Origin of the sequence: Mogibacterium diversum (assembly GCF_002998925.1) — a bacterium.
Taxonomy (GTDB): Bacteria; Bacillota; Clostridia; order Peptostreptococcales; family Anaerovoracaceae; genus Mogibacterium; species Mogibacterium diversum.
The window spans coordinates 991,817-1,007,530 of the sequence record NZ_CP027228.1; the positions used below are offsets into that span (position 1 = coordinate 991,817).

Genomic DNA, 15,714 nt, shown 5'->3' on the forward strand with positions numbered 1-15,714 from the left:
CAATATCTATCTATTTCACTTCATCTCCAGCTTTCTGCCAGTATTCTTCATCTGAGCTCGATGAGTACAGAGAAGCCGAGATTGCGAAGTGAGGAAGACTGAGGAAAGTACCCTTCCATCCAGGAAGCGCCCTCTTGATTAGCGGATCACCAATCACCATATCGTATCCTTCTGCATCTACGAGCTTCATGAGCTCATCCTCTTCATTTAACTTAGTATCATTTTCATGACGAACCTCTTTGCTCATCATGAACCAGCTCGCAACGTCTACGCGCTCTAATGACTTATCCTTGGAAGCTTCTAGAATCACGTCTCTAAGAGAATTTGCCAAAACCTGCTGATGCACGATTAGCACCTTCCGAGGCTCGTGGTCCATCACCTTATGGGCGAACCTATCTGAACGCTCCTGTGGCAGTGGATAGCATATCTCATACTGTACGCCGTACTTATCTCTTAGCCATCTCGCAGGCTTTACACCGCCTGGAGATACGACGATATTTCTATCCACATGTGCAGCGGCAGCCACATCTTCGAGCGTATCGTTCATGCCATAGATAACTGGGTTATCCATGCCTTGCTCGCTAAGTGCAGTCACCATATCTTCGTAATCGCCGCTTCCAGGGGTGTCGAGCGGCGTAAAGCCGAGTACCCCAACTCTTTCGGAAGCATTACTCTTATCAATCTTACCTAAATCACCTAGCTTGCCCAGTTTTCCTAGCTTTTCTAGCTCTTCCAAGCTAATGGCTTTTTGCTCAAGACTGCCATTTGCGATGAACCTTGCTCCTGATCCACCTTCTTCATACAAGTAGTTCTTGAGTATCTGTAGAAACGCCCTGCTAACACCTTCGTCATACATGTCGATTCCATTAGTCTCAACAGGCACAACTGGCACCTCGTAGTCAGTCTCCATCAGGCGTTTTAACGCTCTATAGTCAGTAGCGATAACGGCTGGTACTGGTGTCCCGATTAGACCGACGAATTTAGCATCTATATCTCCGAGTGCTTCCTTAGTCTTCTGGATGAGAAGCTCATCACGGCCGAGAATCGCATCTAGGTCACGAAGAGCTGCACTAAATATCGCACTCTTTTTCTTATCCCAACGCGGCTCATCGTATCCGCAGATATTTCCAACACATCCGCCAGCATCCATGATTATCAGCATACCGCCGTAGTGAAACAGCACAGAGACCGCTCCAGACTGGTCTGGCGTAAACGGCGATAGATATTTTCTAAGCCCTTTCATCAGCGAGCCTCCTCTCTATTGCCTCTACAAAGTGTACTAGTCCCTTGTATCCAAACGGCTGAATCTCGTTATTCCAGTGCACATTTATCGACTCTGGATAGTAGAACTGTGCATCTATACCGATTGAAATATCAACCTTTTCCGAACCATCATAGTTCATCATTGTCGGCGACATAGTCGAGTACACCTTAAGGCCCCGGTTATAGCTAGCAAGTTCTCTGATAAAAGGGAAGTCATCTTCGCTTACATTCGCAAACACCGACTTAACGCGTAGTCCCAGCTTCTCGAGTGCTAGCGCCATCTCGATTGAGTTTCCATTTACAACCTGTCCTATTGCAAATGTCTTTCCTTCACACAGCTGCTGAAGTCTTAGGCACGCATCGCTAGCCTCACGGAAGTATTCCGAATCATCGATTTCTACTCCGAGAGCCGCAGCGAACAGCGCATATTGACGCTGAATTCTATCTATTTCATATACTCTAGTCAGCTCCACATAAGGGATTCCGAGCTTTGACTCAAGTGTGAATGCTGCCTTTCTAGCCTCTGGATGAAGTATGATATTGAAATCTGCTCCGCCCATCTCCATGTATTCTTCGAGGGTTTCTTTTCTCCCTACCTCATGTATGGTCTTGATTCCCATCTGACCGAGGATATCATACAGGTCAGAATCATCCTCGAGATGTGTAAAATTACCGAGTAAATTAACGGTCCCACCTGTCGGCTTTCTCTTCTCAAGCAGCGAGTAAATCGCTTCTCTTACAGCTACCATCGGTGGGTTCTTGCCCTCGCGCATAAGCGCATACATATATGTAGGAACTACATGAATTCCCGTGCGTTCCTCAGCCTTTCTACAGACACGCTCTAGATCAGTTCCGAGAAGCGCATCGACGCATGTGATGCAGATAACCACAACCTTAGGCTTCACTTCACAGACTTCATAGATCTCCTCGATAGCCTCTGGTATATCGGATAGATGTCTACCTGTGACGAGGTCATTTTCACTCATCTGAAGGAAAAACATCCTCTCACTATATCCGCCTTCGTCCGCCAAAATCGTGGTATTGCGGCCACAGCAAGCTGGCGCAACCACGAGCATTACCGATTCTGGTATTACTACTCCTGCTCTCTTAACGCCAAATCCCTGCGCACCTGGTGAATTGTACATCAAGGTCGCCGGTGAGCTATACACGAGATGCTCGTTGCTCACTAGCTCGGTCGGAATACTGCCAGCCTCAGCGAGCGCTCCTATTGTCGTGAAATAAGTGTCTCTCGCCATTACGAATTCTCCTTAATCAGGTAGTCTGCCAGTGCAAAGAACCTCTTTGCGATATCCGACTCAGGATTACCCTCGATTACGGTCTTACCCTGATCCTCCCAGTCTATGATCTCCTGACTGCGAGGGATCTCTCCTACGATTGGTATTCCAGCCTCATCTGCAAATGCCTGCACCTTCTCCGTCTCATTCTCGACGTTACGGTGATTGAGCACCACGCCCTTTACCTTGGCATAGCCACGGTCCGCAAAATTATCTACAGCCGTCTTGATATTATTTGCCGCATAGAGAGCCATCTTTTCACCCGACGTTACGATGAGTATATCCTCTGCAAAGCCCTCTCTGATAGGTGCAGCAAAGCCTCCACAGACTACGTCCCCGAGCACGTCATATAGGACTACATCAGGATGAAATCTGCCAAAAACATCTAGGTCATCTATTAGATTAAAAGTCGAGATGATACCTCTGCCTGCGCATCCGATGCCAGGTGTAGGCCCACCAGTCTCGATACATTCTACTCCTCCAAATCCAGTTTTAACCATCTCGTCGATAGTCGGTTCATCGTCGTTATCTCTCATGAAGTTCATAACCGGAATCAGCGGATTGCCGCCGAGAAGATTGATAGTCGAGTCGGCCTTTGGATCACATCCAATCTGAACTACCTTATATCCCTTAACTGCAAAGGCTGCTGCGAGATTCGCAGTCACCGTCGACTTGCCGATACCACCTTTACCATATATTGCTACTTTAATCATTTATCCCCCTACACAAAAAGACTTCAAACCACACAGGTAGAAGTCTCCGAAAACAATTTCATACCACTCGGGACACCTTGTGGTTGGTCTTCATTTAATTAATTAAAATTATACTATCGCAACAGATTGTGCGCAATAAAAGGTATTTTAATCACAATCGTTTACATTTTTTTGAGTGACTGATAAAATATTTTAAATACATTTTCTCTCTTTATACCTATTAAAAAGGTGTAAATTGGTGAGGTGAAATTTATTTTTTAGGAAGTATTTCTCTATGAAAAGAATTGCAATATATGGGAAAGGCGGAATTGGAAAATCCACTACCGTCTCTAATATGTCTGCGGCACTCGCTGGAAAAGGATATACGGTCATGCAGATTGGATGCGATCCGAAAGCAGATTCCACGATTAGTCTTCGCCAAGGAAGGAATCTCACTCCAGTTCTCGATACTTACAGGGATAAGATCAAGGACATTCAGCTTGAAGACATGTATACCATCGGCTATAACGGTGTTATCTGCGTGGAAGCTGGTGGTCCAACTCCAGGCATTGGCTGCGCTGGACGCGGCGTTGCTAAGGCGCTGGATTTGCTCAAGCAAAAGAATTTCGAAGAAGTACTCCATCCCGATGTCGTCTTCTACGATGTGCTCGGAGACGTAGTATGTGGCGGTTTCTCGATGCCGCTTCGCAAGAATTATGCGGACAACGTATATGTTATCTCTTCTGGGGAGCAGATGGCGATATATGCGGCGATGAACCTCGGTCTAGCGATGGAAAATTTTAAACGCAGAGGTCACAACGGGCTATCTGGAATAATTGCCAACAAGCGCAATGTCAACGGCGAAGACGAGAAACTTCATACACTCAGTGAAGACCTCGAGTGCCCGATAGTCGGAACTATCGAGCACAGCATGGTGGTAAAAAGAGCGTCTGACGACGCTCTCACTGTCGCCGAAGCTTTTCCCGATGACCCGATGGTTGACGTATATACTAAGATAGCGATGGAGATTATAAACAGGGACTAATATGCTGATTGATTTACACAAACCCGATATTAATAAAGCGAAGGTGAAGCTTGGAGATCTCGATACCCTGGCTCCTTTCCCACGCAAACTTGAATACTCATGTCCTTCGCGCGGTGGCTGGACTATCGCGCATACACCGATGATTATTCCTGGTTCGCACATGATATACATCGGAGCGTCAGCATGTCTACGCGGCGTGGTTCTCTCTGCCGCCGAGTATGAGGGGCTGGATAGATTTTCAATGGTACTCATTGAGGAAAAGGATATTCTTAGTGGCAACATGGAAGAGCTTTTTATCGAGGGCGTTACCGACATCCTGAATAAGCTTGACCACAAGCCTACGTGCGTGCTCCCTTTTACAGGCTGCATTCACTACTTCTTAGCCACGGATATCGAATATATATATGACGAACTTTCGGCTCGCTTTCCAGACATCGACTTCATCTCTTCGCAGATGACGCCGACTATGAAGATAAACGACCACACACCTGAAGAGGACATGTGTCGCTCGATGTATCTGTGTATCGAGGAACAACCGCTTAATGATAAAGTCGTTAATTTCATCGGCGATAGTTTTCCGATTGATAGGTCTGGTGATCATATGAAGCTACTACATGATAATGGTTTCCGTACTCATGATCTCGCTTCAATCGATGATTACGATGAGTACAAGGCTATGGGCGAGAGTTTTCTCAATATCTACTCCCTTCCTATCGCGAAGTGGTCCACTGAATGCCTTGAGGAGAGGCTCGGTCAGAAGAGCCTGTACATGCCGTACACTTACGACTACGACGAGATTGACCATGATATGAGTGCGCTTTCTAAGATTATCGGAGCTCCTGCTCCTGATTTTGCATCGCTTCGGGCAGAAGCTGATGAAGCTCTAAGAGATGCACTTTCTGTTATCGGAGATGCACAGATTGCTATAGACTTCATGAGCACGCCGCGCTTTTTGAGCCTTGCAAAGCTCCTGCTCTCACGTGGCTTCAACGTGACTGAGATTTATGGAGATGCTCTAACGCCAGATAGCAAACTTGATCTCGAGTGGCTGCAGCAGAATTATCCAGATATTCCGCTGATTGCAACTCAGGATTTTCGTGCACGCTTCTATCCAAGAGACGAAGCTGAGGGTGGCAAGCTGCTTGCAATAGGTCAGAAAGCTGCGTATTTTACTGGCACTAACCACTTTGTAAATCTAATCGCCAACAACAGCTGGTATGGATATGACGCGATTAAGAAGCTCGCAGCAGAAATGATCGATGCGTTTAACAACGAAAAAGACACTAAGTCCATAATTCAGGTTAAGGCTTGGGGGTGCTCGGCATGAAACAAGTAGCAAGAGTTTTATCCACCTATTCAGCCGACCTCTTCGGCATCTGCTCCGTCCTATATGAGCTGGGCGGTCTCGTTGTAATGCACGATGCATCCGGCTGCAATTCAACATACAACACGCACGATGAGCCGCGTTGGTATGATATAGAGAGCATGATTTACATATCTGGGCTCATTGAAAATGACGTAATTCTCGGAAACGATGAGAAACTTATAAGCGATGTAATTGAGGCTGCACAGGAAACTAATCCTAAATTCATCGCTATCTCTGCTGCGCTGATTCCACTCTTTATGAGCACGGATATGAAGGGAATCGCCCGCATCATCGAGAAGCGCACGGGAATACCGACATTTGGATTTACGACTAATGCTATGGATACTTATGTGCTAGGCGGTAACATGGTATACCGAGAATTCCTAGATAGATTCTGCCCTGCTCTTGATGGTAGCCAGGCTATATCTGATTCATCTTCCATATCCGTAAATCTACTCGGCGTAACTCCACTCGACTTCTCGATAATCGGAAACGTTGAGGCTCTAAAGGAGTATTTTAAAGATTGCGGTATCGAGGTTAATTGCTGCATGACGATGGGCTGCACTCTTTCTGAAATGACAGAGGCTTATAAAGCTGATGTCAATGTCGTCTGCTCATCTCTGGCACTTGACGGTGCGAGAATACTCAATGATAAGTACGGAACACCTGCAGTTCTGGGTCTACCTATGGGAAAGGCTGCTTGCTATGAACTTGAAAAGCTTATAAGGGAATCTGCCGTTGATGGTAAATCACGTCTGCTCGGCTCAGCCGATGAGATAACCTGTATCCCACCACTTGAACACGCAAAGTCTAGCTTCACACTTAGAGATAGAGCCAAGGGTGGCACCTGGATTATCGGAGAAGCGATTAATGCAGCAGGCATACGCTATGTGCTGGAGCACGACCTTGGAATTACTGAAGTTCACATACTATGCCCTACTCAGGTAGATGCTCATATGCTTAGAGAGGGCGATGTTATGGTGCGCGACGAAGCTGACATAGAGAAGGTGCTAAAGGGTGCAAAATGCGTAATCGCAGATCCTATCTATAGACGAATTCTGACGAGAGATGAAAATGGTAATTTACCGCACTTCATAAATATTCCTCACGAAGCTTATTCGGGCAGGATGTACAGGAGTCATATCCCGACCTTCATCGGAACAGGCTTCACAGATTGGCTGACTTCTAAGGTCAATGCTGATCAGGATTCCATCGGTATCAACGACATTATGAAAATAAATAAACCTTATAGAAAAAACAACTAGTCACATTATACGTGACTAGTTGTTTTCATAATACAAACAATACTGTTACTTTTCCAGCAGTTCGTCGACTGTAATCTTAAACATTTCAGCAAAAACTATTAACTCAATATCTGTAACAAAGCGCTTTCCTGCCTCTATTCTTTGAATTGCATTTTTATCAATATCAAGTCCCAGAAGCTGCATGTTGTCAGCCAATTCTCTCTGTGACATATTATTGTTCTTTCTCAACCTTGATATCTCTCTACCCGATATATTATTTCTTCCATCAAAAGTTTTATTAATAAACATTTCTTAAATCTCCTACCAACTACTGATGACATTCAGTGATTGTCATTAAGATAAATGTATGGTAGAATCAACCCATAATTGACATTCACTAGATGTCACAGCGTATAAAATAGGAGGAATTATGTTTTGTAAAAATTGTGGTACAGAAATGAATGAAAATCAGGCTATTTGCTTGAACTGTGGTATTAAAAAAAATAATGGAAATAGTTTTTGTAGTAACTGTGGTAGTGAAATTAATCCAAATCAATCCGTATGTTTAAAATGTGGTGTTGCTATTCCTAACCACCCTTCCCCAGAAGCTCCCTCTCATTTTACAGAAAATTTACCTGTACGTAATAAGTTTGTTGCAGCGCTTTTGGCTATTTTTTTAGGCGGTTTAGGTGTTCATAAATTTTATTTAAATAAACCTGGAATGGGTGTGCTGTATCTTCTTTTTTGTTGGACATTTATTCCTGGAATAATTGGTTTTATTGAAGGAATACTCTATTTATGTAGTAGCGATATTGAATTCCAATCAAAACACCATGTGCGATTAGATAATCATTAAAATTTATTTATTTGCATTTTATATGCACCCATTTTGCTAATAGCGATTACTTGTGCATAATTTCGATACTGAAGTGAATATAGTTAATTTCCTATTTGGGAGGCAATTATTATGAAAGACAAGAGAATACCTAACAAACCTCAAAGCAACAATAACAATAATCAAGACAACCTATTTGTTGATTCTAAATCTTCTGATTCGCACAATGAAAACTCTTTCAAAAATACTCTTCAAACTCTGTCAAGAGACAAAATATTCGTTATACTTGGTGTTATTGCTGGTGCTATACTTTGCATAATTGGGATTATTTCCTTAATTACAATGAAAACCTTGTATAACATCACTTTAAACAATTATAGTGACAAATTAACTTTGATAAACACCTTAATGAAACTAATACCGTGGTTATATTATTTAGCTTTAATTACAGGTATTATTTCACTTATTGTCTCAATATTAAATGCTATTCATTATAAAGATTTAAAGGTGATCACTTATTCTGTAATATCTGTAATAAGTTGTCTTCTCATGCTCATGAATTACAAGTATATGAACGGTATGAGAATCATTATGTCATCTGATCCAAACGATTTTATTAGCGGAAAATTATCAGTTGGTAACCTTGAAGCTGCATCATCATTTCTGGATAGCGAAAATATTATTCCTATTAAATTCAAACTAATGATACTATTAGGTGTCATTAGTTCAATTTATGCCGTATATCTTCTAGCAATGTTTAGCAAGTATGGGCAAAACATATATATGAACGTATCTATGGATGCATTTAAGGGGACTGCGAGCATCACGAAATTTGATTATAGAAGAAGCAAAATTAATGACAATCAGGTTCAAAACGACTCTACAAATATTATTGCAACAGAACATTTTAATGAAATAGAATCTGAAAATGAACACAAAGACTCCGACCTAACAGATAATAATCTTAACGATCCTATTAATACAACAGAAGTTGTTAATGTTGTTAATAACAATAAACGTGTACTTACGAAAAAAAGAATCATATTAATTTCTATTATTGTTATTATTTTTGCTGTAGCAGGTGGTGGATACTACATATGGAATACTTTTTTCAATTTCACTAAAATTGACTTATCTTCAAATATTGAATTAACAATTGATGGAATATCTGGAAATGCATATATTTCTGATATCAAAAATGACATTAAATACGATAAAAACGATGCTCAAATTTCTGAATTTATCAGTAATCTCAACTATGATTATTCAAAATCAAATAAAATTAAGAATGGTGATGAGATAACTGTAAATGTAGTTTACGATAAAAAGAAAGCAAAGAAATTAAAGTTAAAAATAACTAAATCTTCAAAGAAAATCAAGGTTAAGAAACTAAATTATAGATTTGATAGTGCCAGTGATATTAGTACTGAAATTGTTCAACTTGTTAAATCCAAAGGAGAATCTGAATTAAACAAGTTTTACTCTAATGATCCCTATTATTCATATAATTTTTCATATTATGGCACATATTTCTTAAAGTTAGAAGACAGTGATGTGCTAGTTGCGGTATTTAAAGAATATCATGTTGAAAGAGACGGCGAAGGAGGTATTGATGAAACAACTCATTTTTATATTTATGGAATCAAGAACGTTGATTCGGCGTTAAACAAAGACAACATCGATAATGATACTTATGTAAAATATCGCGAAATGCTAGATAAAGCTGGTGTATACGTAACAAATGAATCAGATATAGTACCAGCATTATCAACGTGGTATCGTGAACCAGTCAAAAGCGTTACAAAAGTTAAATAGAATATTAACTTTTACGAGACTCTTCTAGTAACTGCCATGGAAGACGAATTTACAGAAAAAATACACACTCTCTCAATAATTTGATGAGATATTAAAAACTCGCTAAAAATGGAGATGTTTGTGTACAAACATCTCCATTTTCCTTAATACGAACAACTACGAGCAAAGACTCTTTGCCCCTAAAATTCCTCATCCTCTGCCAGCGCAAGCACAGCCTCAACAGCCCTATGCCACTTAGCCTTAGCACGCTGCCTCTCCTCATCTTCAATCGCTGGATAGAATTCCTTGTCAATATCTTTGATCTCGATGATATCCTCAATCGACTTGTAATACCCTGAAGCAAGTCCTGCCAGATACGCGGCTCCGAGCGAAGTAGACTCTATCGATTTATGGCGGACTATATGTATATCCGAGATATCCGCTTGGTTCTGCATTAGGAAATTGTTAAGCGAAGCACCTCCGTCTACTTTGAGATCAGTGATCTTTCTGCCAAGATCCTTCTCCATAGCCTTGATCAGATCATCACTCTGAAAAGCAATTGACTCAAGTGTCGCCCTAACTATGTGCTCCTTCTTGGTAGACCTCTTAATACCGAGAATCGCTCCCCTCGCATCTGGTTCCCAGTAAGGTGCTCCAAGTCCTGTAAATGCAGGCACAACGACTACTCCATCACTATCTGGAACCTTGCTCGCGAAGTTTTCCGAGATACTCGATTTCTTAATCATCTGCAGGTTATCGCGTAGCCACTGGATAGCAGCACCACACACGAATACGGAGCCTTCGAGCGCGTACTTAACCTCACCATTTAGCCCCCAAGCGATAGTCGTGAGGAGGCCACTGCTGCTATATACGGGCTTATTACCAGTGTTCAGAAGTAGGAAATTTCCCGTTCCATACGTGCTCTTAATCTCGCCTTCGTTAAAGCAAGCCTCACCAAAGAGTGCAGCCTGCTGATCTCCTGCCGCTCCAGTGATAGGTAGCTTACCGCCAAATAATTCGAAAATAGTCTCTCCAAAGTCACCAGCACATGGCACTGGCTTCGGAAGCATCACACGTGGTATATCTAGGATAGATAGGATCTCATCATCCCAGTCAAGCGTATTGATATTGAACATCATGGTTCTGGCTGCATTTGAATAGTCAGTGAGATGCTTAGCGCCACCAGTCATCTTCCAGATAAGCCAGGTCTCAACCGTTCCGAACAGCAGCTCACCACGCTTAGCTTTTTCCCTCGCACCTTTTACATTGTCGAGTATCCACTTGAGCTTAGTAGCACTGAAATACGCATCTATGATAAGACCCGTCTTCTCCCTAATCATATCGGAATATCCCTGATCTCTAAGCCATTCAGCGGTGTCTGCAGTCCTTCTGCATTGCCACACAATCGCATTGTAAATCGGCCTTCCGGTCTCTTTGTCCCAGACAATAGTGGTCTCACGCTGATTGGTTATGCCGATAGAGTCGATATCCCTATAGGTAAGACTCGCCTTGAGCAGCGCCTCCTGAGCAACCGCCATCTGCGTGGAATATATCTCCATCGCATCATGCTCAACCCATCCATCATTAGGAAAAATCTGCTTAAACTCCCTCTGTCCAACGCTTACCGCATTTCCCACTCTATCGTAGATTATGCACCTCGCACTCGTCGTACCTTCGTCGAGTGTCATGATGTATTCACCCATCATAGCCTCCTATCCATGCTATACAAAAAGCGCCATAATACTGTTGCTTATATCTATTCCGTCGCTTGTGAGCCTCATGCCCTCTTCATCTATTATGAGTTTGCCTTCTCTCTCATATTCGCAAGCTTCTTCAAAGACATCACTGTAATATTCCCAGAATTTCTCGTAACTACCCAGCACATCCTCGTATCTAATTCCTTCTACCTTCCTAAGCCCTGTAAAAACAGCCTCCGCCACGTTGTCATGCTCCGAGTTCTCGTGTACTTCAGCGGAAGGCGCAAGACCTTTACCAGTGAGGTTAAAATATTCATCGAGCGAGCAGACATTCATAACCCTGCTGTTATCGATGAACGAAGATGCCCCGAGTCCTAGACCGAGATACGGAGCCATGTTCCAGTACTTGAGATTATGTCTAGATTCATAGCCACGCTTAGCGAAGTTAGAAATCTCATAGTGCTCATATCCCTTCTCTTTAAGGAGCTTAGTTCCAGCGTGATACATAGCTCTATCGATTTCATCAGGAACTTCCTTGAGCTCTCCTCTTTCAAACTCCTTGAAGAAGGCTGTACCTTCCTCAAGCTGCAAACTATAGAAGGATATGTGTTCAGGCTCTAGGCTCGTAACAGCTTCTATATCTATAAGCGTAGTCTCCAAGCTGCTATCTGGCACAGCGAACATGAGATCGAGATTGATATTATCAAAGCCTGCTTCTCTAGCATTCTGCACATCTCTTATCACATCCCCAGCTGTATGAATCCTTCCAAGCCTCTTCAGTATCTCATCGTTCATACTCTGAACGCCCATAGATAAGCGGTTAACACCAGACTGCCTGTAACCTCTCAGGCTTTCCATGGACAGTGTCGCAGGATTAGATTCGAGAGTAATCTCGGCTTCACTAGCTATATTAAAATTCGCCTTTAGCTCACTAATTATCCTTGCAATCTGGTCGCTACTTAGCAGCGAAGGAGTTCCACCGCCAAAGAAGATGGTATCGAAGACTCCATGTGCATGGTCACTCATAAGCCTTGCTCTGATGCGAATCTCTTCGCACAGCGCCTTCACGTAGCGTTCTCTCAGGGCTTCATCCGAAGCTCCAGATAGAAACGCACAGTAGTTGCACTTCCTCACACAGAACGGAATATGAACGTATATACCAGGATTCTTATTTGTCGTCATCGAACTTCAGAACCTCTGTGAATGCCTCCTGAGGCACCTCAACTCTTCCGAACTGCCTCATGCGCTTCTTACCTTCCTTCTGCTTCTCGAGCAGCTTCTTCTTACGCGAGATGTCTCCTCCGTAGCACTTCGCAATTACGTCCTTACGGTAAGCTCTTACGGTCTCACGCGCAATTACTTTCTGCCCGATAGCTGCCTGAATCGGGACTTCAAACTGGTGCATAGGAATTAACTTCTTGAGCTTTGCACAGATCGTACGCCCCTTTGCATATGCTTCCTCTTCAGGCACGATAGTGCTGAAGGCGTCGATAAGTTCCTTGTTGAGCAGAATATCTAGTTTCACGAGCTTCGCAGCTCTGTACTCCTTAAATTCGTAGTCAAGCGAAGCGTATCCCTTTGTCTTGGATTTGAGCGCATCAAAGAAATCATAGATTACCTCGTTTAGAGGAATCTCGTAGTGTAACTGAACTCTCGTCTCAGTCAGATATTCCATGTGCACCATATTTCCACGCCTGCTCTGGCACAGCGTCATGATAGTGCCAACGTAGTCCTTAGGTGTCATGATTTCAGCCGAAACAATCGGCTCTTCTATTCTCTGGATATCAGCTGGATCTGGAAGGTTAGAAGGATTCTGAACCATGATCTCTGATCCGTCTTTCATAACTACCTTATAGATAACGCTTGGAAGAGTCGTAACTACGTTAAGATCGAACTCTCTCTCGAGCCTTTCGATAATCACGTCCATGTGAAGTAGCCCGAGGAATCCGCAGCGATATCCGAATCCGAGCGCAGCAGAATTTTCAGATTCAAAATTGAACGCCGCATCGTTTACCTGTAGCTTTTCGAGTGCATCCTTTACATTCTCATATTTCTCACCCTCTGCCGGATATACTCCGCAGTACACCATTGACTGCGCTTTCTTATATCCCTTGAGTGGATGTTCTGTCGGCGATTTAGTCAGAGTAATTGTATCTCCGACTCTGGCATCGGCAACCTGCTTGATGCTGGCACAGATGTAGCCCACCTCTCCTGCCTTTAGCTCCTTAGAGGGAACCATGCTCGGTATACAGTAGCCTACCTCAGTTACCTCGTAGTCCTTGCCGGTGTTCATCATACGGATGAAATCACCTTTCTTGACTCTACCGTCAAAGATTCTCGTATATATAACGACGCCCTTATAGCTATCATAGTACGAGTCGAAGATTAGACCCTTGAGTCGTTCATCGGGATCACCCTCTGGTGGTGGAATAACTTCAACGAGCTTCTCGAGCATCTCGTCTATGCCTAGACCTGTTTTGGCAGAAATCTGCGGTGCCTCTTCAGCATCAATTCCAATAATCTCCTCTATTTCAGCCTTTGCCTCCTCAGGTCTTGCACTGTCCAAATCCATCTTGTTAAGAACTGGAAGTATCTCGAGGTCTTCATCAAGAGCTAGATATACGTTGCCAAGCGTCTGCGCCTCTACGCCTTGAGTGGCATCCACTACCAGTACGGCACCATCGCAAGCGGCTAGAGAACGAGATACCTCATAGTTGAAGTCCACGTGTCCAGGAGTGTCGATCAGGTTTAGTACGTACTCCTCTCCATCCTTTGCCTTGTATGAGAGCCTCGTCGTCTGTAGCTTAATAGTAATGCCTCGCTCTCTCTCGATATCCATATTGTCGAGGAACTGCTCTTTCATATCCCTTGACGCGACGAGTCCAGTCTTTTCAATCAGCCTGTCAGCCAGAGTCGACTTACCGTGGTCGATGTGAGCGATGATGCTGAAATTTCTAATTTTCTTTAAGTAATCCATATTCGTCCTTATCTCAATTTATATTAATTCTTATTTACTTTCATCCGTCTCTGCAATAGAGGCTATGAGCTCCTTACAAGCGAGCATATTCGCATACCCTGCCACAGCCAGTTCAAGTGCCAGCTTCGTAGCAGTTTCTTTGTCTTTGCAGCCTTTAATTTTATCCGCTACTCGCAAGTATTCATCATCTATAGTCCTGCAGTACTCATCATAGAAATGCTCTACATCCATGTGCTCCATTTCCGAACCGAGCAAAAGACCAGCTTCCTTGACACTCATGACCTGCTTGAACAAGCAAATGGCTGTTAGATACCCTATATGCTCACGGTCGTACTTCTTGCCATGCGCTCTCGGTAGGAGCGAACTCTTCATGTAGTTGTTAATCATGGCTGGCGTGAGAGTTTCCTCACCTTCACACTCAAGCCCTATGTGTTGTCTCTTCATATATCCGATGACTTGGTCCATATATAGATCTATATCTGGAATCTTATCCCAGCTCTCAGGCCTGGAATTCTCAAGTCTTGAGACGAGTTCGTTAATTCGTTCTGACATGTAAGTACCTCTCTCAAATTTATACATTCTATTATACTTAATCATGTTCGCAAATAACAGCTTTCATTCAGAAAATCTTCATATTGATATATTGCAATTTTTATAATTATTTAATATAATATTGAATACTATATTAAGACATAATGCTTATCATATTACTCAAGTATATCTAGACAATGATATAGCTACTGGTATTGTAATCACATGGAGGTGACCAAAGTGACAGATATATGCGTATTGGGAGATTCCATCTCTAAGGGAATAGTTTTTGACGATTTAAAAGATAGGTATGCAGTGCTTAACGACAACTTTATCTCTTTGCTACAGAGGGAGTTCGGCACTAAGATAAAGAACTTCGCTTCATTTGGAGCGACTATTACGAAAGGGCTAAGGATATTTGAAGAACGCTACTCAAGTATTAAGTCACATAAATACACTTTAATTGAATTTGGCGGAAACGATTGCAACTTCAACTGGGAGCAGATCTCAGTTACGCCTAATGCGGAGCATCTCGCCAAGACTCCGCTATCCGAGTTTAAAGCTACATACGAGGATATAATCGAGAAGACGATGTACGCTGGCAGTCGTCCTATTCTGCTCACATTACCGCCACTTGAGAGGAACAGATTCTTCGAGTGGGTATCTCGAGACCTTAATAAGGATAATATCATGAAGTACATGGGCGGAAGCACTATATTTATAGAAAGATGGCATAGCTCATACAACGAGATGATCCTTGAACTGGCAGATGAGTATGGAATCCAGGTATTCGATATCAGAAAGCCATTTCTAGAGCTTGGAGACTATAGCGACTATATATGTATAGACGGTATGCATCCTAATGCTGCGGGACATAAGCTTATTGCAAAGTATCTGCGCGAAGAGCTGGCAGCCCTCGAGTAAATTGGAGTATACACATTAATAAACTGCACTCATATCTTGAAATTTCAAAGC

14 protein-coding genes are annotated in these 15,714 nt (G+C 42.9%); 6 read left to right on the plus strand and 8 right to left on the minus strand.

Translation table 11 applies throughout. The features are described 5' to 3' along the window. Positions 1–10 precede the first annotated feature (10 nt). Genes C5Q96_RS04615 through C5Q96_RS04625 form a run of 3 tightly spaced genes read right to left on the minus strand, consistent with a single transcriptional unit; the run spans position 11 to position 3,271 of the window. Positions 11–1,243 carry a nitrogenase component 1 gene (locus C5Q96_RS04615; protein WP_106057236.1) on the minus strand — a complete coding sequence of 411 codons (1,233 nt, stop codon included), beginning with the start codon at positions 1,241–1,243 and terminating at the stop codon, positions 11–13. Next, on the minus strand, positions 1,230–2,519 hold the full coding sequence (locus C5Q96_RS04620; protein ID WP_106057237.1) for a nitrogenase component 1: 1,290 nt from the start codon (positions 2,517–2,519) through the stop codon (positions 1,230–1,232). The genes C5Q96_RS04615 and C5Q96_RS04620 overlap by 14 nt, the downstream gene beginning before the upstream one ends. Then, positions 2,519–3,271, minus strand: a complete 753-nt coding sequence (locus C5Q96_RS04625) for a nucleotide-binding protein (RefSeq protein WP_106057238.1) — start codon at positions 3,269–3,271, stop codon at positions 2,519–2,521. Before C5Q96_RS04625 ends, C5Q96_RS04620 begins: the two co-directional genes overlap by 1 nt. Before the next feature lie 274 nt (positions 3,272–3,545). Between C5Q96_RS04625 and C5Q96_RS04630 the strand changes: the two genes are divergently transcribed. The 3 genes from C5Q96_RS04630 to C5Q96_RS04640 are packed head-to-tail and all read left to right on the plus strand — an operon-like array spanning position 3,546 to position 6,926. After that, the gene (locus C5Q96_RS04630) at positions 3,546–4,295 is read left to right on the plus strand and encodes a nucleotide-binding protein (RefSeq protein WP_106057239.1); all 750 of its coding nucleotides are present in this window, start codon (positions 3,546–3,548) and stop codon (positions 4,293–4,295) included. 1 nt (position 4,296) lies between these two features. Next, complete coding sequence (locus C5Q96_RS04635) at positions 4,297–5,622, plus strand: nitrogenase component 1 (protein WP_106057240.1); 1,326 nt, start codon at positions 4,297–4,299, stop codon at positions 5,620–5,622. After that, positions 5,619–6,926: a nitrogenase component 1 gene (locus C5Q96_RS04640; protein WP_106057241.1), complete on the plus strand. Its 1,308-nt coding sequence runs from the start codon at positions 5,619–5,621 to the stop codon at positions 6,924–6,926. The genes C5Q96_RS04635 and C5Q96_RS04640 overlap by 4 nt, the downstream gene beginning before the upstream one ends. A 45-nt stretch (positions 6,927–6,971) precedes the next feature. Here C5Q96_RS04640 and C5Q96_RS04645 read toward each other — a convergent pair whose 3' ends face one another. After that, positions 6,972–7,214: a helix-turn-helix domain-containing protein gene (locus tag C5Q96_RS04645; RefSeq protein ID WP_106057242.1), complete on the minus strand. Its 243-nt coding sequence runs from the start codon at positions 7,212–7,214 to the stop codon at positions 6,972–6,974. A 121-nt stretch (positions 7,215–7,335) separates the two neighbouring features. Between C5Q96_RS04645 and C5Q96_RS04650 the strand changes: the two genes are divergently transcribed. Both C5Q96_RS04650 and C5Q96_RS04655 read left to right on the plus strand, forming a co-directional pair. Continuing rightward, positions 7,336–7,761, plus strand: a complete 426-nt coding sequence (locus tag C5Q96_RS04650; RefSeq protein WP_106057243.1) for a TM2 domain-containing protein — start codon at positions 7,336–7,338, stop codon at positions 7,759–7,761. 111 nt (positions 7,762–7,872) lie between these two features. Further along, a complete protein-coding gene (locus C5Q96_RS04655) occupies positions 7,873–9,555 on the plus strand; it encodes a hypothetical protein (protein ID WP_106057244.1) in 1,683 nt (560 codons plus the stop codon). Between the two features lie 179 nt (positions 9,556–9,734). Here C5Q96_RS04655 and glpK read toward each other — a convergent pair whose 3' ends face one another. The 4 genes from glpK to C5Q96_RS04675 are packed head-to-tail and all read right to left on the minus strand — an operon-like array spanning position 9,735 to position 14,760. Beyond that, on the minus strand, positions 9,735–11,237 hold the full coding sequence (glpK, locus tag C5Q96_RS04660; protein ID WP_106057245.1) for a glycerol kinase GlpK: 1,503 nt from the start codon (positions 11,235–11,237) through the stop codon (positions 9,735–9,737). 18 nt (positions 11,238–11,255) lie between these two features. Next, the gene (gene hemW, locus C5Q96_RS04665; protein ID WP_106057246.1) at positions 11,256–12,413 is read right to left on the minus strand and encodes a radical SAM family heme chaperone HemW; all 1,158 of its coding nucleotides are present in this window, start codon (positions 12,411–12,413) and stop codon (positions 11,256–11,258) included. Beyond that, a complete protein-coding gene (gene lepA, locus C5Q96_RS04670) occupies positions 12,400–14,208 on the minus strand; it encodes a translation elongation factor 4 (protein ID WP_106057247.1) in 1,809 nt (602 codons plus the stop codon). The genes hemW and lepA overlap by 14 nt, the downstream gene beginning before the upstream one ends. Positions 14,209–14,238: 30 nt before the next feature. Further along, a complete protein-coding gene (locus C5Q96_RS04675; protein ID WP_158696686.1) occupies positions 14,239–14,760 on the minus strand; it encodes a DUF1836 domain-containing protein in 522 nt (173 codons plus the stop codon). A gap of 219 nt (positions 14,761–14,979) precedes the next feature. Here C5Q96_RS04675 and C5Q96_RS04680 point away from each other — a divergent pair, with 219 nt between their 5' ends. Continuing rightward, positions 14,980–15,663 (plus strand): SGNH/GDSL hydrolase family protein, encoded by a 684-nt coding sequence (locus C5Q96_RS04680; protein ID WP_158696687.1) that lies wholly within the window; start codon positions 14,980–14,982, stop codon positions 15,661–15,663. Positions 15,664–15,714 lie beyond the last annotated feature (51 nt).